The following is a 25523-nucleotide window of genomic DNA, read 5'->3' on the forward strand; positions in this document are numbered from 1 at the left end:
CTAGAATAGACCCGTGAACCGCGATCAGATCCTTTCCGAACTCAGACGCAACAGCGCCGCGATCAAGGCTCGTGGAGCGACGGCGCTGTACCTGTACGGCTCCGCGGCGAACGACGAAGCCGGACCTGAAAGCGATGTCGACCTCTTCATCGACTACGACCCTGCTGGCGGCTTTAACGCCCTCGACCTTGTCGACCTCAAGCTGCTCCTGGAAGAAGAGTTGCACACGCCCGTCGATCTGACGACCAGAGACGGGCTCCATCCCCGGCTCCGCCCCCGGATCGAGGGCTCAGCCGTCCGCGTGTTCTGATGCCGCGTGAGTTTCGACACGCCATTGATGACATGCTGGCGGCGATCCAGGGTGCTGAGCGCGCGGTATCAGGAAAGACCATCGACGACTACCGCGCCGACTGGATTTTGAAACATGCGATTGAACGCGCGGTCGAGATCATATCCGAGGCCAGCCGAGCCCTGCCGGCGGACGTAACCGCCACTCAGCCGCAGATCAATTGGCGCGCGGTCCGCGCAATTGGAAATGTGCTTCGCCACGAATATCATTCTCTTTCCGACCCGATCCTGTGGAATGTCGTCATAGACGAATTTCCGCGCCTGAAGACGGCGCTGCAAGCGATTATGGAGCAATTTCCGGAACGATGACCAAACCCGTCCGCATCGATGAAAGCTGGAAGAGGCGTCTCGCAAGCGAGTTCGAGAAAGCCTACTTCACCGAGCTTCGCGAATTCGTGCGAAACGAATACGCGTCCGGCGCGATCTATCCGCCGGCCGCGCAGATCTTCCGCGCTTTCGACGAGTGCCCCTTCGACAAGGTGAAGGTCGTCATTCTCGGACAGGACCCTTATCACGGTCCCGGACAGGCGAACGGCCTTTGCTTCGCGGTCGGCGCCAATGTGCCGCCGCCGCCGTCGCTGCAGAATATCTTCAAGGAGATCGAGGCCGATTTCGGCCGCCCGGTCTCACGCGACCCCGATCTTTCGCGCTGGGCGAAACAGGGCGTGCTGTTGTTGAACGCGACGCTCACCGTGCGCGCGTCGCAGGCGGGATCGCATCAGAACAAGGGCTGGGAGCAGTTCACCGACGCCGCCGTGCACGCCTTGTCGCGCGAGCGCGAAGGCGTCGTCTTCATGCTCTGGGGCTCCTATGCGCGGCGCAAGGGCGCCGGCATCGACCGCAAAAAGCACCTCGTGCTCGAATGCGCGCACCCCTCGCCGCTCTCGGCGCATAACGGGTTCTTTGGTTGCAGGCATTTTTCGAAGGCGAATGATTATCTCGCCGCGCATGGCGAGACGCCGATCGAATGGTGACGAACGCCGTGGCGTCCTTCGAAGATTGTTGCAGCGGCGCCGCCCCCACCCTGCCCTCCCCGCAAGGGGGAGGGATGATGCCGCGCCGTGCGGGATCACGCTCAAACGCGGCAGGTGCGAACAGGATCAGCCGTCTCGATCGCGAGCCCCTCCCTCCCTCTTGCGGGGAGGGATCAAGGGTGGGGGCCGGCGCCGCGACAAGAATGTTGAAGGTCGTGGTCGCTCATCGACGCTCGCTCAGGGCACGAATAGGAAAAACACATATGTCGCGAAGACGACGAGATGAACAAGGCCGGTGAGGACGTTCGTCCGCCCGGCGCCGAAGCTCACCACGGAGAGCATCAGCGTGAGCATGAGCATCGCCGAGTCGCGCTTGTCGAGACCGAACATGATCTCGCGCTCGGTGGCGAGGCTGAGGAGCGCCACGGCCGGCACCGTGAGTCCGATCGTCGCCACGACGGAGCCGAGCGCGCCGTTCAGGCTCGTCTGCAGCGCGTTTCGATGCGCTGCGCGAATGGAATTGAGCGACTCCGGCAGAAGCACGACCGTCGAAACGATGGCCCCGCTGACGGGATTGATCTGCTGCACGCCGACCCAGTTCAAACCCGCTTCGAGCGCCGGTATCACGCGTTCCGCGAGGAGCGAGACGCCGAGCAGACTCGCGCCGAGGCCGACCACCGAGAGAATCGTATCGCGAAGCGACGGCTTCATTTCGCCATGCCCCAGGGCCGCGGCGTGAACGTCGATGAAATAGGACCGGTGCCGCACCGTCTGAATGAAGAGGAATGACGCATAGAGAAGGATCGACAGCACGCTCACAAAGGCGAGCTGCGGCGGCGTCAATGTCGGTCCGGCGCTGGAGGTCGTGAAGTCGGGCAGAACCAGCGTGAGCACGGACAGCGCGATCAACACCGCAAGATATGCGCTCGCGCCCATCGGATGCAGCTCCTGCTCGCCGTGGCGGAAACCGCCGAGCAGCAGACAGAGCCCGACGAGCCCGTTGCAGACGATCATGATGGCGGAAAAAACCGCTTCACGGGCTTCGGTCGGATCCTCGTCGCCATGCGCGATCATCGACGACATGATCGCCACTTCGATGATCGTGACGGAAATGGTGAGCACCACCGTGCCGAGCGGCTCGCCGACTTTCAAGCCGACAAGCTCCGCATGCTGCAGCGTCGCGAAAACCGCGCCCACGATCAGCGCGGCGGCGAGCAATGGCGGAAGGAAGGCGATGGACGGGTGGAGATGCTGAATCCAGATCTCTCCGGCGCTGAAAGCCGCTGCAAGACCGAGCGCCAAAGCCGGGAACACTATCCCGCCGATCGTGATCCCGCCGCCGCCGCTCATTCCGCCCCCGATATATAACCCCAAGCTCGGCGGAGACTTTGCCGGCGCCGTGCGACGAGCGCAAGCGCAGACGTCGCCAGCGTAAAATTCGGGTGCATGGGCGGAGCCGCGCGTGCTGTTTCATCTCAAGACGCGGCCGGACGAAGGCGACGTCCGGTCGATTTCGGGCTGACGAAACCGCCGCCCGTCGAAAGCCGGGCTGCAGATGCGGGGCCATGCTTTTCAAAGTTCTTCCCATCGCCGCAAACGGAGCATAAATCTGGGACATGACCCCGCCTCCGATCGCGCCGCGCGACCTCCCGCCCGAGGAAGACGACATAGTCGACGCGAGCGACGCGCCGATCGAGGAGGACGCGCCGCCGGAGGAAGATGCGCCGCAGACGCCCGAGAGCGTGAAGCGCGGCGTCGCGGTCATCAAGAAATATTGGAAGCATGCGCCGAACGGCCCCGGCGTCTATCGCATGATCGCCGAGAATGGCGAGGTGCTTTACGTCGGCAAGGCCAAGAATGTCCGCAAGCGCGTGGCGAGCTATACGCGCCTCGCCGGTCATGTGAACCGCATCGCGCGCATGATTTCGGCGACGACGTCGATGGTCTTCATCTCGGTGGAGACGGAGACCGAGGCGCTGCTGCTCGAGGCGAACCTCATCAAGCAGATGAAGCCCCGCTTCAACGTGCTGATGCGGGACGACAAGTCCTTTCCCTATATCCTCATCGCGCGCGATCACGCGGCGCCGCAGATCGCCAAGCATCGCGGCGCGCGCGTGCGCAAGGGAGATTATTTCGGACCCTTCGCCAGCGTCTGGGCCGTCAATCGCGCATTGAACGCGCTGGAGCGCGCCTTTCTTTTGCGCTCCTGCGCGCAGAGCTTCTACGACAATCGCACGCGGCCATGCCTGCTTTATCAGATCAAGCGCTGCGCCGGGCCGTGCACGGGCGAGATTTCGATCGACGATTACGCCGTGCTGGTGCAGGAGGCGCGCGATTTTCTCTCCGGCAAGAGCAGGAGCGTGCGCGAGCAGCTCGCAACGGAGATGACGGAGGCGGCGGAAAAGCTCGAATTCGAGCGCGCGGCGCGATTGCGCGACCGCATTTCGGCGCTTTCGGCGATACAGGGCGCGCAGGGGATCAATCCGCGCAGCGTCGAAGAGGCCGACGTCTTCGCCATCGCCAAGGACGCCGGGCGCTTCTGCATCGAGGCCTTCTTCTTCCGCGCCTATCAGAACTGGGGCAACCGTTCCTATTTCCCCCGCGCCGACGCGAGCCTCACCGAGGCCGAGGTGCTCGACTCATTTCTTGCGCAGTTCTACGACGAGCACCCTTCCGCGCGCTGCGTGCTGCTCTCGCATCCGATCGAGGACAGCGCGCTTCTGGAGGACGCGCTCTCCGCGAAGCTGCGCCGCAATGTCGACGTGATCGCGCCGCAGCGCGGCGAGAAGCGCGAGCTTGTGGAGCATGCGCTCAACAATGCAAAGCAGGCGCTCGGCCGCAAGCTGGCGGAGGATGCAAGCCAATTGAGATTGCTGGCGGCGCTCGGCGAGGTCTTCGGCCTCCCCGCCGCGCCGCGCCGCGTCGAAGTCTATGACAATTCGCATACGGGCGGACAACAGGCCATCGGCGCAATGATCGTCGCGGGGCCGTCGGGCTTCATGAAGACTCATTATCGCACCTTCAACATCAAGAGCGCGGATATCGCGCCCGGCGACGATTACGGCATGATGCGCGAAGTGCTGACGCGCCGCTTCGCGCGCCTCGCCAAGGAGCCGGAGAAGGAAGCCGATCCCGAAGCTTTCCCCGCCAAGCCCGATCTCGTGCTGATCGATGGCGGGCGCGGACAGTTCGACGTGGCGCGCGAAGCCTTGCGCGAAAGCGGCGTCGAAGGCGTGGCGCTCGCCTCCATCGCCAAGGGCCGCGATCGCGACGCGGGGCGCGAGCAGTTCTTCGTCGTCGGACGCGAGCCTTTCCGCCTGCCGCCGCACGATCCGGCGCTCTATTTCGTGCAGCGCCTGCGCGACGAAGCCCACCGTTTCGCCATCGGCACGCATCGCGCGCGGCGCAAGAAGGAGTTCACGAAGAACCCGCTCGATGAGATTGCGGGGATCGGGCCGTCGCGCAAGCGCGCGCTGCTGCTCGCCTTCGGCTCCGCGAAAGGCGTCGCGCGGGCGGGGCTATCAGACCTCGAAAAAACGCCCGGCATCAACAAGGCGACGGCGCGGATGGTGTACGATCATTTTCAAAGGGGCGATTGAGCTCCCAGACGCATCCAAGCCAATCAGATGAACGACAATCTCTGACGTTAGCCGCCCAATACCTCCCCTTTACGGGGAGGTCGGCGGCCGCAGGCCGACGGGTGGGGCTCGCGCCGCAATAAATATGGTGGGGGCTTAACCCCACCCGGCCCCGCATTCGCGGGGCCACCCTCCCCGTAAAGGGGAGGGATTCGCTCACGACCGGCATTCACCCGATTGCCCTGCAAGCGCATACCTCTCGTCATTGCGAGTGAAGCGAAGCAATCCAGAACCGTGATGACGCTCTGGATTGCTTCATCGCTCCGCTCCTCGCAATGACGGACGGGCGAAACGGTAACAAGGAGGAGACGAACAAAAAGACCGGCTGCTTTGCAAACGCCCTCAATGGCATTCGAACGTCATCGTCACGCCGTCCCAGTTTCGCCGCGCGAGATCTTCCGGCGAAATCCAGAACTGATAATCGCCATTGTCGCCGAAGGACCAGAACATCAGATCGTCGAAGCCCAATTGCAGCAAGAGATGTTTCCCCTCTTCGGCCTGCGCGCAGGAGTCGCCCTGAATGAAGACCGGCTCGCCGAACATCTGATGCATGATGTCGATGGGCAGCAGATATTCGCGATTGATCTGCTCCCGCGCATGCGCCGGTAGCGTCTCGTAGATTTCATCCTCCGCGGTCAGGACCTCCAGGAGCGTCGTCCGCTCCGGCGTCTCAAATCGATCGACGCGACAGGCTGAGGCCACGTCGCGGAATTCGGTCCGCAGCCGTTCGAGACGCGCCCAGAGAAGGACGCCTTCTTCGTCCGACATCATGCGCCAGGGATCGCGTCCCTTCGCCCATGCCGCGAAATCGGCTGCGAATTCAGGAAACGAGGTCTCCTGCGCCAGAAGTTTCGCGAGCGCTTCCGCCTTTTCGACGCCGCCCGCCGCAAGCTTTTCGCGCGTCGTTTTCAAGCTGGGCGGCTCACCCTTGGCGACGGCTTTCTGGAGGCTTTCCGTATACAGGATCGTCGAGCGCCACCATTGAGGACGCGGCGCCAAGCGCCCCGAGATCACCGCGCGCACATCCGCAGGCAACATCGCGAATCCGGGATCGTCGGGCTTCGGCAGCTTGGCGAACATCCGCGTCTTGATATAGTCGAGCGGCGTGACGCCGTACTGGATGGTGTATTCCGGAAATTCGGTCATGCGCGCCGAATAGCGGGCGAGCTGCGCCCGGTCGTCCGCGCTCATGAGGCTCCACGGATCGCGTCCCCGCGTCCAGTCCGCGACCTCGGCGGCGAAGGCGATGAGTCCGGGCAGCAGCCGATGCAGCTTTTCGATTTTTCTTTCGTAGAGCGCGACGCTGGCCTCCGCGCTTTTGACCGCCTCGGCGGCCTTGCGGCGCGCTTCGTCCAACTTGCGTTGCGGCTGACCGGGCGCATTCTTTGACCGACCGTCTTGCGCAGCCTCCCTGCGCCCGAACAGCAAGCGCGACAACAGCCCCGCGCCGCTTTCTTGCCGATTGACGGCGCTTTGCGCCTGCTCGATCGCGTCAGCCTCCTGCCTGCGCGCCTCTTCGAGCTTGCCTTGCGTATAGGCGAGCATGCGCCGGCCATCCGCCATCGTTTTCGGCGCATTCCTGACGGCGGCGTCGAGCTGATCCGCGACGAAGATGGCGCAGCGCCACCAATCCGGAATGGGCGGACCGGCGAAAACGGCGCTGGGCGAAAGGCTATATTTGCGGCGCGCGAAACGTTTTGCGACGGCCGCGTTTTGCGCCTTCATCCGCTCCTCTTCGTCGGCGCCTTCCGGCGCGTCGATATCAAGGCGCGTGACGTCGATCGGCCAGAAGGGAAACAGCGCGCGTCCCGTTAAATCGAACGGCCATTCAGGATCGCCGCCGACGGTCGGAAGATCGGCCATGCCGGCGGGCGGCTCGGTCGGCGGCCCGCTCATATGGTCGGGCGCGTAAATCACGGCGCGCTCTCCGCCGACAAAAACAAAAAAGGCGAGCGAGCCTTCCTTTGGCAGCGGCGTCTCGCCCGCCTTCGCGGCGATTTCCGCGAGATCGATCTGGGCGAGGAAATGCATGGGCTGGCCGGCGCCGTTGCGTGGCCACTCGATCCCGCCGAGCCTTGGCGCGCCGCCAAACCAGCTCGTGGCGTTCCGCCATTCCGCGCCGGCATGGCGCGGACGGCGCGAGAGGATCAGAGTCGGGGGTCCGGCCAAGGCGATGTCTCCGGAAAGAAAGCGCGGTAAACAGTAGCGCGCAGGCGTTAGCTTTGCCTGAATGGCGCCCCCCGTCGCGATCGGGGAAGAGGATGAACCGACGATCCGGCCTGTGGCGTCGTCCGCTCGCGCCCGCTACCTTTGACCGCCATGCCTTTCATTCGAATCCTTTACGACGCCTATCAGAAGTTCAACCGCGACGACGGTTGGGCCATCGCCAGCCATATCGCGCTGTCGATCCTCACCTCGCTCTTTCCCTTTCTGATCTTCCTCACCGCCCTCGCCTCCTTTTTCGGCCTGCAGGAGGAAGCGGGCGCCGCGACCAAGCTCATCTTCGAGAATTGGCCGCCAAGCGTGGCGAAGCCCATAGCGGCGGAGATCAAGAATGTGCTCACGCAACCGCGCGGCGGGCTGCTGACGATCGGCGCCGTGCTGGCGATCTATTTCTCGTCAAGCGGCGTCGAGGCGCTGCGCATCGCTCTCAACCGCGCCTATGACATTCGCGACACCCGGCCCTGGTGGCTGTTGAGGCTGGAGTCGATTCTTTACGTCTTCCTCGGCGCGGCGTCGCTGCTCGCCATCGCCTTTTTGATGGTGCTCGCCCCGCTCGCCGTCGCGCTCGCCGAAAAGCATCTTCCCGGATTGATGCGGGAGATCGAACCGCAACTGGCGCCGCTCTATGCGCCCATCCGATACGGCGTCACCTCCACCATTGTGGGAATCGCCGTGCTCGCCGCCCATATTCTGCTCCCGGCGGGCCGTCCGCGGCTCATCAGCCTCGCGCCGGGCTTTGCGCTCACCCTCGTGGCTTCTCTCGCCTTCGGCGCGGGTTTCGGCGCCTATCTCGCCCGCTTCGCCGGCAATTACGTCTCGACCTATGCGGGTCTCGCCTCGATCATGATCGCCATCGTCTTTCTGCAGACGCTGGCGGTCATCTTCATTTTTGGCGCGGAGCTGAACCAGGCGATCGCCAGTCCGATCGACAAATCCGCCGACCGACCGCCGCTCGAGGGTTAAGCGCGCCTTAACCGAGCTTTTTTACCCTGCCCAGGAGTCGGCGCGCCCTCTGCCGCGCCTCGCCACGCGGGCTTTTCCTGACATGCGCAGCCATCGATTTGGTCACTATTCCGAACAGCTCCGCGAATTCTCGGCCCGGCGCCTCGCGGAGGGCGTCGGCGCGGCCATGCTCGTGAGCGCGGGCGCGATGACGCTGGCGCTTGTGAGCTGGTCGGCGCATGACCCCTCGCTCAACCATGCGACTGGCGGGCATGTCCGCAATCTGCTCGGCCATCCGGGCGCCGTCGCCGCCGATCTCCTGATGCAGCTCATCGGCTTCGGCGCCATCGCGGCCATCGTGCCGCTCGCCGTTCAGGGCCTGCGCATGATCAAGCGCCGGCGCATCGAGCGCGCGGCGCTGCGCCTTGGTCTCTGGGTCGCCGGCATTTTCGCCACCGCCGCGACGGCCTCGCTCCTGCCGCCAACCGATCGCTGGCCTCTGCCCTCCGGCCTGGGCGGCGTCGCGGGCGACGCGATTCTCGCCGTGCCGCGCGCCATCTTCGCCGGCTCGGGAATCATCATGGCGATCTTCGGCCTCGCCGCCGCTTTCGTCGCCATTCTGTCGGTGAGCGGCGCAGCGGGTCTCGGCTTCGAATCGGCCAATGACATTCGCGACGCCGCTCTCGAAGAAGATTACGAAAACGAACGCCCGGCCTATGGCGACGACGACGACGACCGCGCCGGCGAGCCGGGCTTCGCGCTCATCTCGCTCGGCGCGCTGATCCACCTATGGCTGACCCTGAAGAGCTGGGGCGTGCGCCTGTTCGGCAGGCTGCGCTTTCCCAAAGCCGCTCCCAAAGCCGAAACGGCTCCGCAGGCGCATCCGCGCCGCGAGCCGATCTTCGACAATGTGGACGACTACATGGCTTTCGCGCCCCGCCGCGCGCGCAATCTCGACGAAGATGCCGAGGACGAAGCGCCCGCGCCCGCGCGCGCCCCGCATGGGCCCGCCGCAAATGCGCCCCCCCAGGCGCCGGCGCGCCGCGTCACGCGACAGCCCATGCGCCAGCAGGCTCCCGTCGCGCCTGAAATCTACGAATATCCCGACCTGGAGCTCCTCGCTCCGCCCAAAAAGTCTGGCGGCGGCGTGCAGATTTCGGAGGACATTCTGGAATCCAACGCCCGCGTGCTCGAAGGCGTGCTGGAGGATTTCTCCGTGCGCGGCGAGATCATCAATGTCCGCCCCGGCCCGGTCGTCACGCTTTACGAGCTGGAGCCCGCGCCGGGCATCAAATCCTCGCGCGTCATCGGCCTCGCCGACGATATCGCCCGCTCCATGTCGGCCGTGTCCGCGCGCGTCGCCGTCGTGCCGGGCCGCAACGCCATCGGCATCGAACTCCCCAACCAGAAGCGCGAGACGGTCTATCTGCGCGAGCTGGTCGCCAGCGAGGATTTCATCCACTCGAACCACAAGCTCGCCATCGCGCTCGGCAAGACGATTGGCGGCGAGCCCGTGATCGTCGATCTCGCGCGCATGCCGCATCTCCTCGTCGCCGGCACCACCGGCTCGGGCAAGTCGGTCGCGATCAACACCATGATCCTGTCTCTGCTCTACCGGCTGAAGCCGGAGGAGTGCCGCCTCATCATGGTCGATCCGAAGATGCTGGAGCTTTCGGTCTACGACAACATTCCCCATCTCCTCACGCCCGTCGTCACCGATCCGAAAAAGGCGGTGGTGGCGCTCAAATGGGCCGTGCGCGAGATGGAGGATCGCTACAAGAAAATGTCCAAAGTCGGCGTGCGCAATATTGACGGCTACAACGCCCGCGTCGCCGAGGCGCAGAAGCGCGGCGAGACGATTACGCGCACCGTACAGACGGGCTTCGATCGCGAGACCGGCGAAGCGATCTTTGAGCATGAGGAGATGGACCTCTCGGCCCTGCCCTATATCGTCGTGATCGTCGACGAGATGGCCGATCTCATGCTCGTCGCGGGCAAGGACATTGAAGGCGCGATCCAGCGTCTCGCGCAGATGGCCCGCGCCGCCGGCATCCATCTCATCATGGCGACGCAGCGCCCTTCGGTCGACGTCATCACCGGCACGATCAAGGCGAACTTCCCGACACGCATCTCCTTCCAGGTGACGTCGAAAATCGACAGCCGCACCATTCTCGGCGAGCAGGGCGCGGAGCAGCTCCTCGGGCAGGGCGACATGCTCTACATGGCCGGCGGCGGGCGCATCTCGCGCGTGCACGGCCCCTTCGTGTCCGACGGCGAAGTCGAGCATGTCGTCGCGCATCTCAAGGCCCAGGGGGCCCCGCAATATCTCGACAACATCACCTCCGAAGACGAGGAAGGCGGCGACGAGGGCGACGCCCCGGCCCCGGGCTCGATGGACGCCGAGGAAGGCGGCGATCTCTACGACCGCGCGGTCAATATCGTGCTGCGCGACAAGAAATGCTCGACGAGCTACATCCAGCGGCGCCTCTCGGTCGGCTACAACAAGGCCGCCTCGCTCGTGGAGCGCATGGAGAAGGAAGGCGTCGTCAGCGCCCCGAACCATGCGGGCAAGCGGGAGATTCTGGTCGGCGGCGGGGTGGATCGCGGGGCGTTCGATATCGAGGCGGCGGAGTAATCCGCCGCCTACACCATGCCTGTCAGCAATGCGCAAGGACTGTGATCGTCCCCTCCCAATTGTATTCTACTTGGGCGCATGTCTGGCGGTCACACAACCCATGTTGTGTGATCTCGCTCTCCGTTTGCCTGCCCAGGTCGACTACAACGCGTTATCAGGGTGGGCTTAAAGCACTCCCCTCCGATACTTATCGTGCCATTTGCCGAAAGGGCCGCGATAGCCGCAGCGTTTTTCCGAGAATTTTTTAGTAGTTCATCCAGCTCCTGCGCGGCTTCTTTTCCGACGAAAGTGCCGTCTTTATGCCCGCCGGGATGTCATAGAGGGAGGTCTTACCCAGCCACAAAGCTACAAACAGCCCTGCAACGAAAACAGCGGTCCGAGCATGTTCCAAAGAGGACAAACGATCTTCAGTCGTCTTCTCACCCATCGTTTACTCCTATGAGTGTGACGAACGAACGGCTAAGAGTCCGTTTGAGAATTGATTTCAGTGCGCGATCCTGCGCAAGAGGAGTCCACCGAGAGCGACGTGGATCATGGCCTTGGAGACGTCGATGCGCTTTTCGTAATCGCGCACGAGGCGTCGCCAGCGGGTCATCCAGCCAAAGGTTCGCTCAACCACCCAGCATCGCGGCAGGACTTTGAAGCCTGGATCGGCGTCGATGCGCTTCACGATCTCGACGACGAAGTCCTTGAACGCCGCCTTATCCATGAGTTTCCTTCGATCATAGGCGCCGTCGGCGAATAGATGTTTGATCCACGGCCAGCGCTTACGAATGGCGTCGAGAACCTGCTGCGCGCCCGCGGAGTCGGAAATATCCGCCGTCGTCAGATTGACCATGAGCAGCCGTCCGTCCGTGTCCACGGCGATGTGGCGTTTGCGCCCGTTGATCTTCTTGCCGGCGTCGTAGCCTCGGGTTTTCGCGGCGGGCGCTTTCACCGACTGACTATCGATGACGCCTGCCGAAGGGCTCGCCGCGCGGCCCGCGCGCTCGCGGTCGATCATCAGAGCCACGTCATGGATCGTCTCGAAAAGAAAGCGGCGCATGAAGCGACGAAACCACCAGTAAACGGTCTGCCAAGGCGGAAAGTCCTTCGGCAGCATGCGCCAGCCGCAGCCGGCGCGAGCGATGTAGCGGATGGCGTTCAAAACCTCGCGCAACTCCACAGAGGGCTTTCGTCCTCGCCGCGCTGGCGACGGAAGAAACGCCTCGACGCGCGTCCACTCCTCGTCGGTCAAATCTGTCGGATACCGCTTGGTTTGCTTTTCAATGGCGGCCATCTTGGCGCGATTCGCTCGGGTCCACATCCCGTGCTTGAATCACGCCAGCGACAAGCCTTCAACCATTCTCAAACGGACTCTAAGAGGTGAGTAGGGATTACCTGAATTTCAAGGTAATGCTTTAGCCTTGTGGCCGCCCCAACTATCGCCCCTTCTGCGCATCGACATAGGCCCGCAGCACCGCGTTCATGCGCGTCAGATGGCCTTTGCCGCGGGACTTGAACCAGTCGACGATGTCGCTGTCGAGGCGCAGGTGGACGGAAGTCTTGCCGGGCGGCATCACGACGCGCGCGTCATCCCAGAAGTCGACCCCGAGCGACTCGGCTTCGGGGGCGTCGTCGCGGGTCTTATCCTCGCCGCGCGCCCGCGCCGCCTCGATCTCGCTAAGAGAAAATCTGGCGGTAGTAGATTTCGCGTTCATGCTTGCTCGCTTTCTGCGCGCTGATCAGGCGCACCATCCCCTCGCCGCGCCATGTGTAGACAATCCGATAGACATCCACATCGACGCGCCCCAAGGCGATGATGCGCGTCTCGCCATAGTCTTCGCGAACGTCGATCTTCTCCAGCAACTCATTCGCAAAAGCCGCTGCCGCTCTCAGAAAAGAAACGCCATGTTTGGCGAGGTTGATCGCGGCCTTTTCTTCGTCCCACTCGAATTGCAGCTCCAACAGCCGCCTCCATTAATACATTTGTGTGTACACAAATCAATCCGTTTCGGCGCCAATGCGCCAATATCGAGGTATACGGCGACCGCATTTGAGCCGGTATGGGACTCGGCGACCGAGGCTCACAAATCGGCGCTCGCGCCTATTTGCCGGACTATGGCAAGACTCGGCCGGCCAAGTCGAGCCAGGCCCTCGGGTCCCGCCCCCAAATTCCGCCAACATGTGTTACGAAGACGGCGCAAAGGTCTTTCGAATCGGATTCGCGCCGTGAAGCACACCCCCCTCGCCGCCCTCGTCCTCGCATTCGCGCTCGTCGCGCCGGCCGTCGCCGAGGAGGCCAAGAAGGAGCCGGCCCCGGCGTCGGAAGCCGCGGACGCGAAGCCCGCCCCGGCGCCGGCCAAGGGCAAAAAGGGCAAAGCCGCCAAAAACGCCGACCCCGTTCAGCTCACCAATCCGGCTGCCCCCGCCGAGCAGCCCAAGCCCGTCACCCGCGATGAGGCGGTCAGGCGCGCCAACGCCTTTTTCAACGCCTCGCCGGTGATGACCGCGGATTTCGTGCAGATCGGCAATGACGGCAAACGTTCCGAGGGCAAGCTCCATGTGCAGCGCGCCGGGCGCGTGCGCTTCGAATACGCCCAGCCCGCGACGATGGAGGTCGTCGCCGACGGCGCGCAGGTCGCGATCCGCGACCGCAAGCTCGGCACGCAGGACCTCTATTTCATCAATCAGACGCCGCTCAAATTCCTGATGAAGGAAAAGATCGATCTCGAAAAGGACGTCACCGTGCAGGATGTCCAGATCGAGGATTCCGGCGTGACGATCTTCATCGAGGACAAGGCGACCTTCGGCGGCACCTCGCATCTCAAGCTGATCTTCGACCCTAAAAGCTTCAAACTGAAGCAGTGGGACGTGAAGGATCCGCAAGGCTATGAGACGCTGATCACCCTTTTCAACATCGACCAGACGAAGACGCCCGATCCGACGCTGTTCAAGATCAGCAAATAGCCGCGGCATCATCGCCCTTCGCCCCGATTCGCGGCGCGCGCGTCGACGAGCCTCAGCGCGTAGCAATGCAGTAACGATCGGCGCACATAGTTGCGATACGAGCGCATGCGCGCCCGCTTGGATGCGCGGCGGCGATCTTTTGGCCGCTTCGCCTTCCCTTCGCGCGCCGCGCTTGACGCTATGACGCCGTTATGTTCGCCTTGCACTCACTCGCGGGCGTCGCCGCTGGGAGCATTCCAATGAAAAGACTCGTCTTTCTTCTTTTCCTGGCTTCGAGCGCCGCCGAGGCCGCCGTCGTGCCCGTCGTAACGCGACCGATCGAAATGGGCGGCGGCGCCACCTGGCTCATGTTCAATTATGACGAGACCGGCGCCGCCTGGATCGAAGAAAAGGACATGAACGGCTACACGGCCGGCGACTGGACGACCTATCCGAAGTTCCCGCTCGACAAGCTCCGCTTCGACCCGGCGAGCAGGCAGATTTTCTTTGGACGCACTGTTTGCGCCCATGTCGTTCCGATGGCGGCGGGGACCAGCGTCATGAACACCGGTCATTGCGTGCTGCGCTCGAACATCCAGGATACGGGCCCGGGCGGTCCGCGTCTGGAGAGCATCACCCTGGAGATCCGTTGAGGGGCGTCAACCGCTGAGGCGGCTGCAAGAACAGCGCCTCGTGCTGACGAGCCCGCGCAACGGGCGTCTCCAAGCACGAGGCGTTCTTTTGCATTCGCACAGCCGCGAGGCGGCGAAGTTTACGCCGCCGCCTTTTTCGGCGTCAGCAGCTTGCGGTTCATCAGCACTTCCGCGATCTGCACGGCGTTGAGCGCCGCGCCCTTGCGCAGATTGTCGCTGACGCACCAGAGCACGAGGCCGTTCTCGACCGTCGCGTCTTCACGGATGCGCGAAATATAGGTCGCGTCCTCGCCCGCCGCCTCGTGGGGGGTGATGTAGCCGCCGGGTTCGTGCTTGTCGATGACGAGCACGCCGGGCGCCTCACGCAGTATGTCCCGCGCCTCGTCGGCGGTGATGGGGTTCTCGAATTCGATATTCACCGCTTCCGAATGCGAGATGAAGACCGGCACGCGCACGCAGGTCGCGACGAGCTTGATCTTCGGATCGAGGATCTTCTTCGTCTCCGCGACCATCTTCCACTCTTCCTTGGTGAAGCCGTCCTCCATGAAGACGTCGATCTGCGGAATGAGATTGAAAGCGATGCGCTTGGGGAACTTCTTGGCTTCCACCGGATCGGAGACGAAGACCGAACGCGTCTGAGCGAAGAGCTCGTCCATCGCTTCCTTGCCGGCGCCGGAGACCGACTGATAGGTCGAGACGACGACGCGCGTGATCTTCGCCTTGTCGTGCAGCGGCTTTAAAGCCACGACGAGCTGCGCGGTCGAGCAGTTCGGATTGGCGATGATGTTCCGCTTGCGGAAACCCGCGACGGCGTCGGCGTTCACCTCCGGCACGATCAGCGGCACATCGGCGTCGTAGCGCCAGGCGGAAGAATTGTCGATGACGACGCAGCCCTGCGCGCCGATCCTTGGCGACCAGTCCTTCGAGACCGAGCCGCCGGCGGACATCAGGCAGATGTCGGTGTCGGAGAAATCATAAGTGTCGAGATGCTTGCACTTCAGCGTCTTGTCGCCGAAGGAGACCTCCATGCCGATCGAGCGCGACGAAGCCAGCGGCACGACTTCCGACACGGGGAATCGGCGCTCGGCCAGAATATCGAGCATCTCGCGGCCCACATTGCCCGTGGCGCCGACGATTGCGACCTTATACGACATGAATTTTCTCCAGCCGGCCCGGCCGGCGACCGATACTGGATCACGCTGCTTTGGGCGGACGCCTGAACGCAGACAAAGTGACCGTTTTTCATGGTTCAGAGCGCGTTCGACACGAAAACCGACTCCCGCTTTTTCGCAACGCGCCCTAAAACGCGAAACCCGCGCCCATATTGCCCGAAGGCGTAACGTTGACCGGCACTTTCGAGCCCGCAGGCGTGCTGTCCGGCTGATCCTTGGGCTTCGGCGGGGCCTTGCCCGGCGACCAGCCCTCGAGTTCGCCGAACTGGCGGTTGGGTCCGCCCGCGGCGGGTTTGCCCTGAGCCGGTTGCTGCCCGACGGCCTCGGTCCCGGCATTGCCCTTACGACCCTTGCCGCGCTTGGTCTGGACCGAGGACGACGAAGCGGCGCCGCTCGTGTCGAGCGCCTTGGGATCGAGCTGAAGCTCCTGAGCGACGGCGGCGGAGCCGAAGGTCAGGGCCAGAACGAAGAGAGAACCACGAAAACGACGCGCGCTGAGACGCATGGCAGAGCTCCGAAAATGAACGCGCCGTCCTACCCCCGCGACGCGGCGGGATCAAGGCGGGCGTTAGACGCGGCGGAACGGCAGGGCGGCTTCGGGCTCCGACGCCTCTCTCTTACGGGAAAGCTCAGGCCTCCTGCCGCTCGATCGCCATGTTCTTCAGCTCGGCGATGGCCTTGGCGGGCGAGAGGCCCTTGGGGCAGACCTTGGTGCAGTTCATGATCGTGTGGCAGCGATAGAGTCGGAACGTGTCGTCGACATAGCCGAGACGCTCCTCAATCGCCTCGTCGCGCGAATCCGAGACCCAGCGATGCGCCTGAAGCAGCGCGGCGGGGCCGAGGAAGCGGTCGGCGTTCCACCAATAGCTCGGGCAGGCGGTCGAGCAGCAGGCGCAGAGGATGCACTCGTACAGACCGTCGAGCCTGGCGCGGTCCTGAGGCGATTGCAGCCGCTCCTTCTCCGGGTTCGCGCCCGCATGAAGCCAGGGCTCGATCGCGGCGTGCTGCTCGTAGAAGATGGTGAGATCGGGCACGAGGTCCTTCACCACGCCCATATGCGGCAGCGGATAGAGTTTGATCGGCCCCTCGATCTCATCCATGCCCTTGGTGCAGGCGAGCGTATTCACGCCATCAATATTCATCGAGCAGGAGCCGCAAATGCCCTCGCGGCAGGAGCGGCGGAAGGTCAGCGTCGGATCGACCTTGTTCTTGATCCAGATGATGCCGTCGAGCACCATCGGCCCGCAATCGCCCGTATCGACGAAGAACGTGTCGATGCGCGGATTGGCCTCGCTGTCCGGGTCGTAGCGATAGATGCGGTATTCACGCAGATTGACCGCGCCTTCCGGCTTCGGCCAGACCTTGCCTTCGCCGATGACGGAGTTCTTGGGAAGGGTGAATTCGACCATTGCTTAGCCCTCGATCTCGTCACGCCGTTCTCGCGGCTTATAATCCGCGAGGAGGACGATGCGGCTTCTGTGACCGTTTACGACAGCCTTTTCCAGGAATTTGCGATCGTCGGTCACCGACTTTGCGTCATTCATAATCGCGCAGGCGAGATAGACGCAATCGGGAAAGGGGTGGCCGAGATCGAGAGCGATGTCGAAAGCGACTCGCAAGGTCCTGTCCGAGGAAACAATCCGGGAAAAGCAGCGCGGAAGGTCGTCCAATGCATCCAGCGCCTGCTCGCGCGTCGCCGTTCCTTCCGCGACTTTTCGGCGGAGCGCATTGGCGACCTCGGTGAAGATGATGTCCGGCGCGGCCAGAAGATCATCGGCGTAAGCCAAAATCTCCCGCGCTTCCGGATGCAGCGCTTCGCCGACATACCATTTGACGGCGACGCTGGCGTCGATGATCACCACCGGTCACGAGCCTCCCGGATGATCGCCGTGCTGTCGGTTTGCTCCACGCCCTTCGGCGTCATGGCGGCAATACGGTCGACTGCTGCAAGGCGGGAGGCGCGATCGAAAACGGCTCTCTCCAGAATCGCCGCCGCCTCCTCCTCCACAGTTCGATGATGGGTCGCCGCGAGTTCCTCTATTCGAGCGATCGCCTGCGGGCTGATGGTTCGGATGACGATCGCATTCATGCCCTGCCCCTAGTCTAGCTTATCCGGAAGCGACACGCGAACCGGTTAATATTCTTGCCCGCCAGATGTATTCAGTACACCCGCGCCTTCGGCTCGATATAAGCCACGTCATTCGTCATCGTGTAGCTGTGCACCGGGCGGTAATCGATCGCGACCGTCTTCTTCTCGCGGTCGATCGTCGCCAGCGTATGCTTCATCCAGTTGGCGTCGTCGCGGTTGGGGAAATCCTCGCGCGCATGGGCGCCGCGCGATTCCTTGCGGTTCAAGGCGGATTCGATCGTCACCGCCGCCTGCACGATGAGATTGTCGAACTCCAGCGTCTCGACGAGGTCGGAATTCCAGATCAGCGAGCGGTCGGAGACCTTCACATCCGCCGTCGCCCGCCACACTTCATGAACGCCGGCGACGCCCTCGGCCAGCACGTCGCCCGTGCGATAGACCGCGCAATGCGACTGCATCACCCGCTGCATCTTGTCGCGCAGCGCCGCCGTCGACGTCGAGCCATTGGCGTTGCGGGCGAAGTCGAGACGCGACAGCGGCAGCTCGGCGCTATCTCTCGGCAACTCCGGCTGCGTCTGGCCGGGCTTGACCGCCTCCGCGGCGCGCAGGCCGGCGGCGCGGCCGAAGACCACAAGGTCGATCAGCGAATTCGAGCCGAGGCGGTTCGCGCCATGCACCGAAACGCAGGCCGCCTCGCCAATCGCCATCAGGCCCGGCACGACGGCGTCGGGATCGCCGTCGATCCTGCGCAGCGCTTCGCCGTGATAATTCGTCGGGATGCCGCCCATATTGTAATGCGCGGTCGGAATGATCGGGATCGGCTGGCGCGTCACGTCGACGCCCGCGAAAATCCTGGAGCTCTCGGAAATGCCCGGCAGGCGCTCATGCAGGATCGCCGGGTCGAGATGCTCCAGATGCAGATAGGCGTGATCTTTCCGCTTGCCGACGCCCCTGCCCTCGCGCACCTCCATCGTGATCGCGCGCGAAACCATGTCGCGCGGCGCGAGGTCCTTCACGGACGGCGCGTAGCGCTCCATGAAGCGCTCGCCCTCGCTATTCGTCAGATAGCCGCCCTCGCCGCGCGCGCCCTCGGTGATGAGGCAACCGGCGCCATAAATGCCAGTCGGATGGAACTGCACGAATTCCATATCCTGCAGCGGCAGGCCGGCGCGCAGCGCCATGCCGCCGCCGTCGCCCGTGCAGGTATGCGCCGAGGTCGCCGAAAGATAGATACGGCCATAGCCGCCCGTCGCGAGCACGGTGAGCGCAGCGCGGAAGCGATGGATCGTGCCGTCGTCGAGCTTGAGGGCCACAATGCCGCGACAGACGCCCTCGCTGTCCATGATGAGGTCGATCGCGAAATATTCGACGAAGAACTGCGTCTCATGCTTCAGCGCCTGCCCGTACATCGTGTGCAGCATGGCGTGGCCGGTGCGGTCGGCGGCGGCGCAGGTGCGCTGCGCGGGCGGGCCCCTGCCGAAGTCGGTCGTCATGCCGCCGAAGGGACGCTGATAGATCTTGCCCTCGGTCGTGCGCGAAAAGGGCACGCCCCAATGCTCGAGCTCATAAACCGCCTGCGGGGCGTTGCGGCAGAGATATTCGATCGCGTCCTGATCGCCGAGCCAGTCCGACCCCTTGACGGTGTCGTACATGTGCCATTTCCAGTCATCCGGTCCCATATTGCCGAGCGCGGCGGCGACGCCGCCCTGGGCCGCGACAGTATGCGAACGGGTCGGGAAGACCTTGGTGACGCAGGCGACGTTCAGTCCCGCCTTGGCGCAGCCGACGACGGCGCGCAGGCCGGAGCCGCCGGCCCCGACGACCACGACGTCGAATGTATGATCGACGATCGGATAGGCACGTCCGCCAATCGACACGGATGAAGCAGCGCCATTCGCAACCATTATCGAAGCCTTTGTTATGGTCTTTTCCAGCGGCTTTGAGCGCGCGCTACTTCGGAGCCGCGATCAGCATGATCGCGAAGGTCCAGACGAACGCGATCGCGATGGAGGCGATCCTGTTCCAATGCAGCGCCTTCTCGTTCAGCGCCGCGTCATGGACATAATCCTCGATGATTTCGTTCATGCCCTGGCGCGCGTGGATCATGCCGAGGATGCCGAAGGCGATGAGGACGATCGCGGGAAGCGGATGGCCGATCTCGGCCTTCACGCCCTCTATCGACTTGCCCGCGATCCCCGCGAGCCACCATGCGGAGAGCACGCCGAGCGGCGCCAGCGCATAGGAGGAGAGACGCATGAAGCGCGCATGGGCGGAGCCCTCGTGATCCGAGACATAGGCGGCTCCCTGGCCGCTGCGCCCGCTCTTGAAATGGGTCGGAACCGACATCGACGCGCCTCCGTTAGCCCGCAAGGGACTTGATGATCCAAAGCAGCACGGTGAGCCCGGCCCCGCCATAGAGCGACGCCTGAGCGAGCAGCTCCCGGCCGTCCTTGTCCATGTACAGGCCGCGGTCCCAGAACGCGTGCCGGATTCCGCCAAGCAGATGGTGGAAGATCGCCCAGGTGATGAGGAAGACGATCAGGCCGCCGATAAAGCCCGATCCGAGCCAGCCCGTGAGGGCGTGCAGCCAGCCGCCCATGCCCGCGCCCAGCAGAAAGAGCGCCATGAGCGCCATGCCGACATAGAGACCGGCCCCGGTGATGCGATGCGCGATCGACATCGCCATGGTGAGCCAGCGCTTGAAAATGGTCAGATGCGGCGACAGAGGGCGCTTGGCGGCGCTCTCGTCCGTTCCGGCGTTTGCCATGCGTGTCCCCCTCGCGCGCTTTTTCGGAATGAGTCCGAAAAGGCGTCCTAAAGAGTGGATAATTCAAATGTTGCGGCGCCGCAACTAGGCGAGGACCCTACCCGTCGGGCCACGGGAAAAGGATTGCATGGCGCCTCTTGCGCGAAAGCCCCGCATTGCGGGGCTTTCGCTTCGCGGAGCTGGCGCGATTTCCCGCGGAAATCGCGCCAAATCAAAAAGCTGATGCGTATTCTGATCGCAATCGCTTATCAGCTTGCGCAATGCGCTCCAGCGCGGCGGCGGTCAGTAGCCCGCGACCACGGGCGCCCCGAATGCGCCCCAGTTGATGCGGTAATTCAACCCCGCGCGGACCGTGTGGAAACCCACAATATGCTGCGCGAGATTGGCGCCGCCCCACTGGTCGGTCCCGATATGGGTGAAAAGATATTCGGCCTTGACCGACCAGTTCGGCAGCACGGCGTATTCCAGACCGCCGCCGGCGGACCATCCGATCGCCGCGCCATGCAGATTGCCGAGCCAGCCATGATTGAGCCGCACGTCGCCATAAGCGAAGCCGCCGGTTCCATAGACCAGCAACTGCGACCAGCCCGGGAAGGCGACGCCTACGCGCCCGCGCACCGTGCCGAAATCGTCGACCCGGCGGGAGACGCCGCCCCACCATCCCGAGCCGTTGCCGCCGCCGATGCTCGCGCCCTGGAAATCCGCCTCGAGACCGACGACGAATGACGGGGTCAACTGGAAGTTATAGCCGGCCTGCACGCCGCCCACGACGCCGCCGCCGCTCGATGCGCCGCCATTCCCTGTGGAATAGGCCGGAACCCACCAAAGGCCGTTGAAGGTCGTGCCCCAGCCTGTCCGGTTGAAGCTTTCAAGCCAGCCGCCGCCGATATTCGCGCCGACATAGAAGCCGGTCCAGGTGAAGGCGGGCGGCGGCGGCGCGTAGACCGGCGCTTCCTTGCGGGATGGCAGGTCCGCGGCAAAAGCGGAGACGGCTCCGAAACTCGCGGCCGCCAGACCGAGCGCAATTTTCTTCATCGAAGTCTGCCTTATATTTGGGCGTAATGCGCGCCTCATTTGCGGATATGCCTGAGAATCATCCAAGATTCGGTCATCATGTAGGCAAATTCCGGCCTTCGCCGCGAATGGCGAGATTCATCCGGCGCTGTTGCGGGGGCGCAACAGTTTTCCAAGATGCGCCGAATCAGCGGCGGCGGCGCGCCACATGCGTGGAAATCAGCAACCCGATGAGCGCGAGGGCGGCGAAGACTCCGCCTGCCGCGAAGGCGACCGAAGATCCGTAGACGTCCCAGAGCTTTCCGGCGGCGAAGCTTGCGAGCAACAAGGCGAGCCCGCCGCTGAGGTTGAAAACGCCGAAGGCGGTGCCGCGCAGTCCCGCCGGGGCGGAATCGGCGATGAGCGCCGCGAAGAGCCCCTGCGTCAGCCCCATATGCAGGCCCCAGAGCCCGACGCCCACCCAGACGAGCGGCTGCGACCGGGCGAAGCCGAGCGCCGCGTCGGCGGCGATGAGCGCGATCAATCCGGCGACGAGCGGCGTCACCCGGTCGCCGCGGTCCGAAAAGGCGCCGGCCGGGTAAGAAGCGGCGGCGTAAACGACATTCATCGCGACGAGGACGAGCGGGGCCAGCGCGTCCGGCAGGCCCACGGCCTGCGCCTCGAGAATCAGGAACGCCTCCGAAAAGCGCGCAAGGCTAAAGAGGGTCGAGACGCCGACCACGAGCCAGAAGACGCCGCCGAGGCCCTTGAGCTCGTTCCAATGCAGGGGAAAGCGCGCCGGCCGCGCCGGGCGCGTCTCCTCCGGCTCGCTAACGCCGAAAGCCAGCACCGCCACCGCGACGACCGCGGGGATGCAGGCGATCCAGAAGACGGCGCGAATGTCGTCCACCGTCGCCCACATCACGAGCACCGCCACGGCGGGGCCCAGAAAGGCGCCGACCGTGTCGAGCGACTGGCGCAGGCCGAAGGCGGCGCCGCGCAGTTCGGGGGGCGTGACGTCGGCGACGAGCGCGTCGCGCGGCGCGCCGCGAATCCCCTTCCCCACACGGTCGATGAAGCGGGCGGTCGTCACCCAGCCGACATTGGGCGCGAGCGGGAACATCGGTTTCGTCGCCGCCGCGAGGCCGTAGCCGAGAATCGCAAGCAGCTTGCGATTGCCGAACCAGTCCGAAATCGCGCCCGAGAAAATCTTGACGATCGACGCCGTCGCCTCCGCGACCCCTTCGATCACGCCGACCTGCGCCATCGTCGCGCCCATGGTCCCGACGAGATAGATCGGGAGCAACGCATGGATCATCTCGGAGGAGAAATCCATGAACAGCGAAACGAGGCCCAGCGCCCAGACGCTGGGCGGGATCTGACGGAGGCGGGAGAAGCGGCGGGAGGCGTCGTCGGTCATGCTTGCTTGTCCGGAGCCGGAAGATGGGCGCAGGTTTAGCATGAGGCCGCGCCGACAGGCGCAAAAGAAAAAGCGGCCGCCGCCAGCATCCCCTGCGCCGCGCCACCCCACCCCGGCGCAACCCAAAACGCCAGCAAAACTGTCGCCCATCTATCCGGCCAGTTCTGTAACCCATCTATCCGCTGGACAATGACTCCGTCTTGGGAGGGGTGTCCCCACAAGACTTATCCCCACGCCCCAAGCCTCCCCTATCCTGCCTCCGCCTCGCCAACTGCAGGGGCGTCGTCGGGTCGGCGGCGCCGGCGGGGTCGGTCAAGGATGGAGCGACGACCCTCGCTCTAACGGTCCCCGGCGTCGCCAGCCGATCTTCTCCATCGTGCGGAGGTCAAAGCTGGGCTGAGTAGCCGGCCGCGAAACGGGGCGCGAGTACCGAAAGGGAAAGCGCTCGCGGCTTGGGCGGCGGCGCATGGGAGGTCCTTGCGACGCGCCCGGCAGGCGGTCTCGCCTGTCGGGAAAGAAGCGGGCCGTCGGCAGGCGGGCCGCGCCGGCGACGGGGGCAACGTCACAGGATGACGCAAATCCCGGCTGGAAAGGTGCGCGCGAATAAAGACCGCGCCGGGACGCTTCATGCTCCGTGCGCTTTTATTTTTCACGCACTCGGCCGAACGGGGCCGGGGCGTCCCGGCTTCCTGTTCCAAGCCTCGCGTCGGTTTCGGCGGCGGGGGATTTGGCGTTGGCGAATTCATCTGAGAAATTTCTGTAGGGGCGGCGCCAGTTGGGATCGCGGTCGATACAAGAGAAGCCGCCAGCAACGAGCGCTGGCGTCACATATCTCAATCGCGACCCCGCCTCTCTCCCCGCGATGCGGCGGAGAGGGATCAAGGACGGAAGGCGGCGCCGCGACGGCAATGTCGAACGCCGGCAGCCCATTCGCATCGCCGCCGGCCGAGATTCAATTTTGAAAAAGCGCGTCTCGCCAGAGACTTCGGCAAGCTGTCAACGAGACATAATATTTCCGACACGGAAATGAATCACCGAGGCGCCATTGAGCCGGCACGAGCGCCGCCGCGCTCCGGCACGCTTGCATGCCTCATATCCCGCAGTCTCATGGGGGGCTCCCGGTGAATCGCATCTATTCCATCAAGCTCGCAGCGCTCGCCGCCGCGTTCTCCACGACCGCGCTGGCCCAGCAGGTCGGGCCGAGCACGTCGACCGAACCCTATCTCCTGCCGACCGTCTCGGGCGTCCGGACGGTGTCGATTCTCACGACCGGCGATTCGGTCGGAGGCTGGCGCATGGCCGGCATTCCCGACGGCCTCGGCATCATCCCCACGCCCGCCGCGGACCCGACCGCCGCGAGTCTTTATTTCGAGATCGTCGCCAATCACGAATTGGGCAAGAGTCTCGGCGCGCCGCGCAAGCATGGCTCCAAGGGCGCCTTCGTGTCGCGCTGGCAGATCAATAAGCTGAACTTCATGGTCACCAGCGGCCGCGACCAGGACTGGGGCGACGTCTGGCTGAGAAACGGCAGCCTGTGGAAGGCCGGCACGACGGCCTGGGACCGCTTCTGCTCGGCCGATCTGCCGGCTCAGAGCGCCTTCTACTACAACGGCGTCGGCACGACCGACCCGATGTTCTTCGACGGCGAGGAAACCACGCCCCCGAACGCCGCCGACCATGGCCGCGCCTTCGCGCATGTCATCGCGGCGAACACCGCCGTCGAACTGCCGGCGCTGGGCAAGTTCTCGTTCGAAAACGTGGTCGCGAGCCCCTATCCGCAGCTCAAGACCATCGTGATGCTGAGCGACGACGCCAATCGCGAAACCAATGTCACCAAGGCGACCGTCTGCCGCACCGAAGGCCAGTCCGGCTGCACGGAGCCCTCGAGCGAACTCCATATGTATATCGGCGCGAAGCAGTCCTCGGGCGGCAACCCCGTTCAGCTCGCCGGCCTGAGCAACGGCATTCTCTACGGCATCCGCGTCCGCACCCCGAACGGCGTCGTGCTGGGCGAGGACAAGGACTTCGTGTTCGGGACGTCGGCGCCGGCGATCACGACCGCGCGCTTTGAAGCCGTGAGCTATGGCGACGTCACCAACCGCAGCGGCGTCGAAATCCAGGACATGGATTTCGACAATCAGGCGATGCAGCTTATCCGCATCGAGGACGGCGCCTGGGATCCGCGTCCGGGCAAGGAGCGCGACTATTATTTCGTGACCACCGGCCGCATCACGGCCAGCGCCTCGACCTGGCGCCCGTCGCGTCTGTGGCGTCTGCGCTTCGACGACATTACGCGTCCCGAGGCCGGCGGCGAACTCACCATGCTGCTGAGCAACGCCTTCTATCCCGGCGCCGGCTCGACGCCGGACGATGATCCGACCTATCAGATGCTCGACAACATCGCGATCGACAAGAACGGCCGCATCGTCCTGCTGGAGGATGTCGGGGCCGACAATCGTCGCGGCCGCGTCTATGTCTACGGCATCGACTCCGGCAAGCTGGTGCAGATCGCGGTTCACAACCCGAAATTCTTCGCCGGCAACGCGCAGACCAACCCGAACTTCCAGACCAATGACGAGGAAGCCTCGGGCGTCATCGACGCGTCGTCCGTTCTCGGCGACGGCTATTTCCTGCTGACGACGCAGAACCACAAGCCGTCGGCGGACGTCGAACTCGTCGAGGGCGGTCAGCTGCAGGCGCTCTACATCCCGCTCTCGGTCGGGCAGTAAGCGCTAATATCG

Annotated in this window: 25 protein-coding genes; 9 read left to right on the forward strand and 16 right to left on the reverse strand. The window is 64.2% G+C overall.

The window, feature by feature from the left end; translation table 11 throughout:
* Nucleotides 1-13 precede the first annotated feature (13 nt).
* From MMG94_RS04960 to ung, 3 genes are read left to right on the forward strand one after another with little or no spacing between them, the layout of a single operon-like run.
* Nucleotides 14-310 carry a nucleotidyltransferase family protein gene (locus MMG94_RS04960; RefSeq protein WP_016919130.1) on the forward strand — a complete coding sequence of 99 codons (297 nt, stop codon included), beginning with the start codon at nucleotides 14-16 and terminating at the stop codon, nucleotides 308-310.
* Nucleotides 311-342: 32 nt separating this feature from the next.
* A complete protein-coding gene (locus MMG94_RS04965) occupies nucleotides 343-657 on the forward strand; it encodes a HepT-like ribonuclease domain-containing protein (RefSeq protein WP_016919131.1) in 315 nt (104 codons plus the stop codon).
* Nucleotides 654-1322 carry a uracil-DNA glycosylase gene (gene ung, locus MMG94_RS04970; protein ID WP_016919132.1) on the forward strand — a complete coding sequence of 223 codons (669 nt, stop codon included), beginning with the start codon at nucleotides 654-656 and terminating at the stop codon, nucleotides 1320-1322. The genes MMG94_RS04965 and ung overlap by 4 nt, the downstream gene beginning before the upstream one ends.
* A 237-nt stretch (nucleotides 1323-1559) precedes the next feature.
* Here the strand turns inward: ung and MMG94_RS04975 are convergent, their stop codons facing one another.
* A complete protein-coding gene (locus MMG94_RS04975) occupies nucleotides 1560-2672 on the reverse strand; it encodes a calcium:cation antiporter (RefSeq protein WP_016919133.1) in 1113 nt (370 codons plus the stop codon).
* 266 nt (nucleotides 2673-2938) lie between these two features.
* Between MMG94_RS04975 and uvrC the strand changes: the two genes are divergently transcribed.
* Nucleotides 2939-4921 (forward strand): excinuclease ABC subunit UvrC, encoded by a 1983-nt coding sequence (gene uvrC / locus MMG94_RS04980; RefSeq protein ID WP_016919134.1) that lies wholly within the window; start codon nucleotides 2939-2941, stop codon nucleotides 4919-4921.
* 381 nt (nucleotides 4922-5302) lie between these two features.
* Here the strand turns inward: uvrC and MMG94_RS04985 are convergent, their stop codons facing one another.
* On the reverse strand, nucleotides 5303-7129 hold the full coding sequence (locus tag MMG94_RS04985) for a DUF1963 domain-containing protein (protein ID WP_016922153.1): 1827 nt from the start codon (nucleotides 7127-7129) through the stop codon (nucleotides 5303-5305).
* 150 nt (nucleotides 7130-7279) lie between these two features.
* Here MMG94_RS04985 and MMG94_RS04990 point away from each other — a divergent pair, with 150 nt between their 5' ends.
* Nucleotides 7280-8146, forward strand: coding sequence for a YihY/virulence factor BrkB family protein (locus MMG94_RS04990; protein WP_016922152.1), 867 nt, complete (start codon nucleotides 7280-7282; stop codon nucleotides 8144-8146).
* A gap of 82 nt (nucleotides 8147-8228) precedes the next feature.
* Nucleotides 8229-10760, forward strand: a complete 2532-nt coding sequence (locus MMG94_RS04995) for a DNA translocase FtsK (RefSeq protein ID WP_016922151.1) — start codon at nucleotides 8229-8231, stop codon at nucleotides 10758-10760.
* Nucleotides 10761-11004: 244 nt separating this feature from the next.
* Here the strand turns inward: MMG94_RS04995 and MMG94_RS05000 are convergent, their stop codons facing one another.
* The 4 genes from MMG94_RS05000 to MMG94_RS05015 form a co-directional block, all read right to left on the reverse strand.
* Nucleotides 11005-11187, reverse strand: a complete 183-nt coding sequence (locus tag MMG94_RS05000) for a hypothetical protein (protein WP_016922150.1) — start codon at nucleotides 11185-11187, stop codon at nucleotides 11005-11007.
* A gap of 57 nt (nucleotides 11188-11244) precedes the next feature.
* Nucleotides 11245-12066, reverse strand: a complete 822-nt coding sequence (locus MMG94_RS05005; RefSeq protein WP_154419675.1) for an IS5 family transposase — start codon at nucleotides 12064-12066, stop codon at nucleotides 11245-11247.
* A 115-nt stretch (nucleotides 12067-12181) separates the two neighbouring features.
* Entirely contained in the window at nucleotides 12182-12460 is a 279-nt protein-coding gene (locus MMG94_RS05010; RefSeq protein ID WP_016920906.1) for a BrnA antitoxin family protein, read from the reverse strand.
* Nucleotides 12423-12707, reverse strand: coding sequence for a BrnT family toxin (locus tag MMG94_RS05015; RefSeq protein WP_016920907.1), 285 nt, complete (start codon nucleotides 12705-12707; stop codon nucleotides 12423-12425). The genes MMG94_RS05010 and MMG94_RS05015 overlap by 38 nt, the downstream gene beginning before the upstream one ends.
* Nucleotides 12708-12971: 264 nt before the next feature.
* On the opposite strand from MMG94_RS05015, the gene MMG94_RS05020 reads away from it, so the two are divergent.
* Together MMG94_RS05020 and MMG94_RS05025 are read left to right on the forward strand one after the other, a co-directional pair.
* Complete coding sequence (locus tag MMG94_RS05020) at nucleotides 12972-13709, forward strand: outer-membrane lipoprotein carrier protein LolA (protein WP_016920908.1); 738 nt, start codon at nucleotides 12972-12974, stop codon at nucleotides 13707-13709.
* A gap of 239 nt (nucleotides 13710-13948) precedes the next feature.
* Nucleotides 13949-14341, forward strand: a complete 393-nt coding sequence (locus MMG94_RS05025) for a hypothetical protein (protein ID WP_016920910.1) — start codon at nucleotides 13949-13951, stop codon at nucleotides 14339-14341.
* Between the two features lie 119 nt (nucleotides 14342-14460).
* Here MMG94_RS05025 and MMG94_RS05030 read toward each other — a convergent pair whose 3' ends face one another.
* From MMG94_RS05030 to MMG94_RS05075, 10 genes are all read right to left on the reverse strand, one after another.
* Complete coding sequence (locus tag MMG94_RS05030) at nucleotides 14461-15495, reverse strand: aspartate-semialdehyde dehydrogenase (protein ID WP_016920911.1); 1035 nt, start codon at nucleotides 15493-15495, stop codon at nucleotides 14461-14463.
* A gap of 145 nt (nucleotides 15496-15640) precedes the next feature.
* Entirely contained in the window at nucleotides 15641-16018 is a 378-nt protein-coding gene (locus MMG94_RS05035) for a hypothetical protein (RefSeq protein WP_016920912.1), read from the reverse strand.
* Between the two features lie 124 nt (nucleotides 16019-16142).
* The gene (locus MMG94_RS05040; RefSeq protein WP_016920913.1) at nucleotides 16143-16922 is read right to left on the reverse strand and encodes a succinate dehydrogenase iron-sulfur subunit; all 780 of its coding nucleotides are present in this window, start codon (nucleotides 16920-16922) and stop codon (nucleotides 16143-16145) included.
* A gap of 3 nt (nucleotides 16923-16925) precedes the next feature.
* Nucleotides 16926-17375, reverse strand: coding sequence for a type II toxin-antitoxin system VapC family toxin (locus tag MMG94_RS05045; protein ID WP_016920914.1), 450 nt, complete (start codon nucleotides 17373-17375; stop codon nucleotides 16926-16928).
* A complete protein-coding gene (locus MMG94_RS05050) occupies nucleotides 17369-17602 on the reverse strand; it encodes a FitA-like ribbon-helix-helix domain-containing protein (RefSeq protein ID WP_016920915.1) in 234 nt (77 codons plus the stop codon). Before MMG94_RS05050 ends, MMG94_RS05045 begins: the two co-directional genes overlap by 7 nt.
* Nucleotides 17603-17673: 71 nt before the next feature.
* Nucleotides 17674-19506: a succinate dehydrogenase flavoprotein subunit gene (gene sdhA, locus MMG94_RS05055; protein WP_016920916.1), complete on the reverse strand. Its 1833-nt coding sequence runs from the start codon at nucleotides 19504-19506 to the stop codon at nucleotides 17674-17676.
* A gap of 46 nt (nucleotides 19507-19552) precedes the next feature.
* Nucleotides 19553-19948: a succinate dehydrogenase, hydrophobic membrane anchor protein gene (gene sdhD / locus MMG94_RS05060; protein ID WP_016920917.1), complete on the reverse strand. Its 396-nt coding sequence runs from the start codon at nucleotides 19946-19948 to the stop codon at nucleotides 19553-19555.
* A 13-nt stretch (nucleotides 19949-19961) separates the two neighbouring features.
* Nucleotides 19962-20369, reverse strand: coding sequence for a succinate dehydrogenase, cytochrome b556 subunit (gene sdhC / locus MMG94_RS05065; protein WP_016920918.1), 408 nt, complete (start codon nucleotides 20367-20369; stop codon nucleotides 19962-19964).
* A gap of 282 nt (nucleotides 20370-20651) precedes the next feature.
* The gene (locus MMG94_RS05070) at nucleotides 20652-21404 is read right to left on the reverse strand and encodes an outer membrane protein (RefSeq protein WP_016920919.1); all 753 of its coding nucleotides are present in this window, start codon (nucleotides 21402-21404) and stop codon (nucleotides 20652-20654) included.
* Between the two features lie 166 nt (nucleotides 21405-21570).
* Nucleotides 21571-22782, reverse strand: a complete 1212-nt coding sequence (locus tag MMG94_RS05075; protein ID WP_016920920.1) for an MFS transporter — start codon at nucleotides 22780-22782, stop codon at nucleotides 21571-21573.
* Between the two features lie 1121 nt (nucleotides 22783-23903).
* Here MMG94_RS05075 and MMG94_RS05080 point away from each other — a divergent pair.
* Nucleotides 23904-25511, forward strand: coding sequence for a hypothetical protein (locus tag MMG94_RS05080; RefSeq protein WP_020372464.1), 1608 nt, complete (start codon nucleotides 23904-23906; stop codon nucleotides 25509-25511).
* The last annotated feature ends 12 nt before the right edge of the window (nucleotides 25512-25523 follow it).

The organism is Methylocystis parvus OBBP, assembly GCF_027571405.1.
Taxonomy (GTDB): domain Bacteria; phylum Pseudomonadota; class Alphaproteobacteria; order Rhizobiales; family Beijerinckiaceae; genus Methylocystis; species Methylocystis parva.

Bases quoted from the DNA above. Each gene is read 5' to 3' on its own strand.
- MMG94_RS05040 (WP_016920913.1), bottom strand. From the start codon at position 16,922: ATGGTCGAATTCACCCTTCCCAAGAACTCCGTCATCGGCGAAGGCAAG.
- sdhD (WP_016920917.1), bottom strand. From the start codon at position 19,948: ATGTCGGTTCCGACCCATTTCAAGAGCGGGCGCAGCGGCCAGGGAGCC.
- MMG94_RS05000 (WP_016922150.1), bottom strand. From the start codon at position 11,187: ATGGGTGAGAAGACGACTGAAGATCGTTTGTCCTCTTTGGAACATGCT.
- ung (WP_016919132.1), top strand. From the start codon at position 654: ATGACCAAACCCGTCCGCATCGATGAAAGCTGGAAGAGGCGTCTCGCA.
- sdhC (WP_016920918.1), bottom strand. From the start codon at position 20,369: ATGGCAAACGCCGGAACGGACGAGAGCGCCGCCAAGCGCCCTCTGTCG.
- MMG94_RS05070 (WP_016920919.1), bottom strand. From the start codon at position 21,404: ATGAAGAAAATTGCGCTCGGTCTGGCGGCCGCGAGTTTCGGAGCCGTC.
- MMG94_RS05010 (WP_016920906.1), bottom strand. From the start codon at position 12,460: ATGAACGCGAAATCTACTACCGCCAGATTTTCTCTTAGCGAGATCGAG.
- MMG94_RS05005 (WP_154419675.1), bottom strand. From the start codon at position 12,066: ATGTGGACCCGAGCGAATCGCGCCAAGATGGCCGCCATTGAAAAGCAA.
- sdhA (WP_016920916.1), bottom strand. From the start codon at position 19,506: ATGGTTGCGAATGGCGCTGCTTCATCCGTGTCGATTGGCGGACGTGCC.
- MMG94_RS05075 (WP_016920920.1), bottom strand. From the start codon at position 22,782: ATGACCGACGACGCCTCCCGCCGCTTCTCCCGCCTCCGTCAGATCCCG.
- MMG94_RS05025 (WP_016920910.1), top strand. From the start codon at position 13,949: ATGAAAAGACTCGTCTTTCTTCTTTTCCTGGCTTCGAGCGCCGCCGAG.
- MMG94_RS04975 (WP_016919133.1), bottom strand. From the start codon at position 2,672: ATGAGCGGCGGCGGCGGGATCACGATCGGCGGGATAGTGTTCCCGGCT.
- MMG94_RS04965 (WP_016919131.1), top strand. From the start codon at position 343: ATGCTGGCGGCGATCCAGGGTGCTGAGCGCGCGGTATCAGGAAAGACC.
- MMG94_RS04995 (WP_016922151.1), top strand. From the start codon at position 8,229: ATGCGCAGCCATCGATTTGGTCACTATTCCGAACAGCTCCGCGAATTC.
- MMG94_RS04990 (WP_016922152.1), top strand. From the start codon at position 7,280: ATGCCTTTCATTCGAATCCTTTACGACGCCTATCAGAAGTTCAACCGC.
- MMG94_RS05035 (WP_016920912.1), bottom strand. From the start codon at position 16,018: ATGCGTCTCAGCGCGCGTCGTTTTCGTGGTTCTCTCTTCGTTCTGGCC.
- MMG94_RS05030 (WP_016920911.1), bottom strand. From the start codon at position 15,495: ATGTCGTATAAGGTCGCAATCGTCGGCGCCACGGGCAATGTGGGCCGC.
- uvrC (WP_016919134.1), top strand. From the start codon at position 2,939: ATGACCCCGCCTCCGATCGCGCCGCGCGACCTCCCGCCCGAGGAAGAC.
- MMG94_RS05050 (WP_016920915.1), bottom strand. From the start codon at position 17,602: ATGAATGCGATCGTCATCCGAACCATCAGCCCGCAGGCGATCGCTCGA.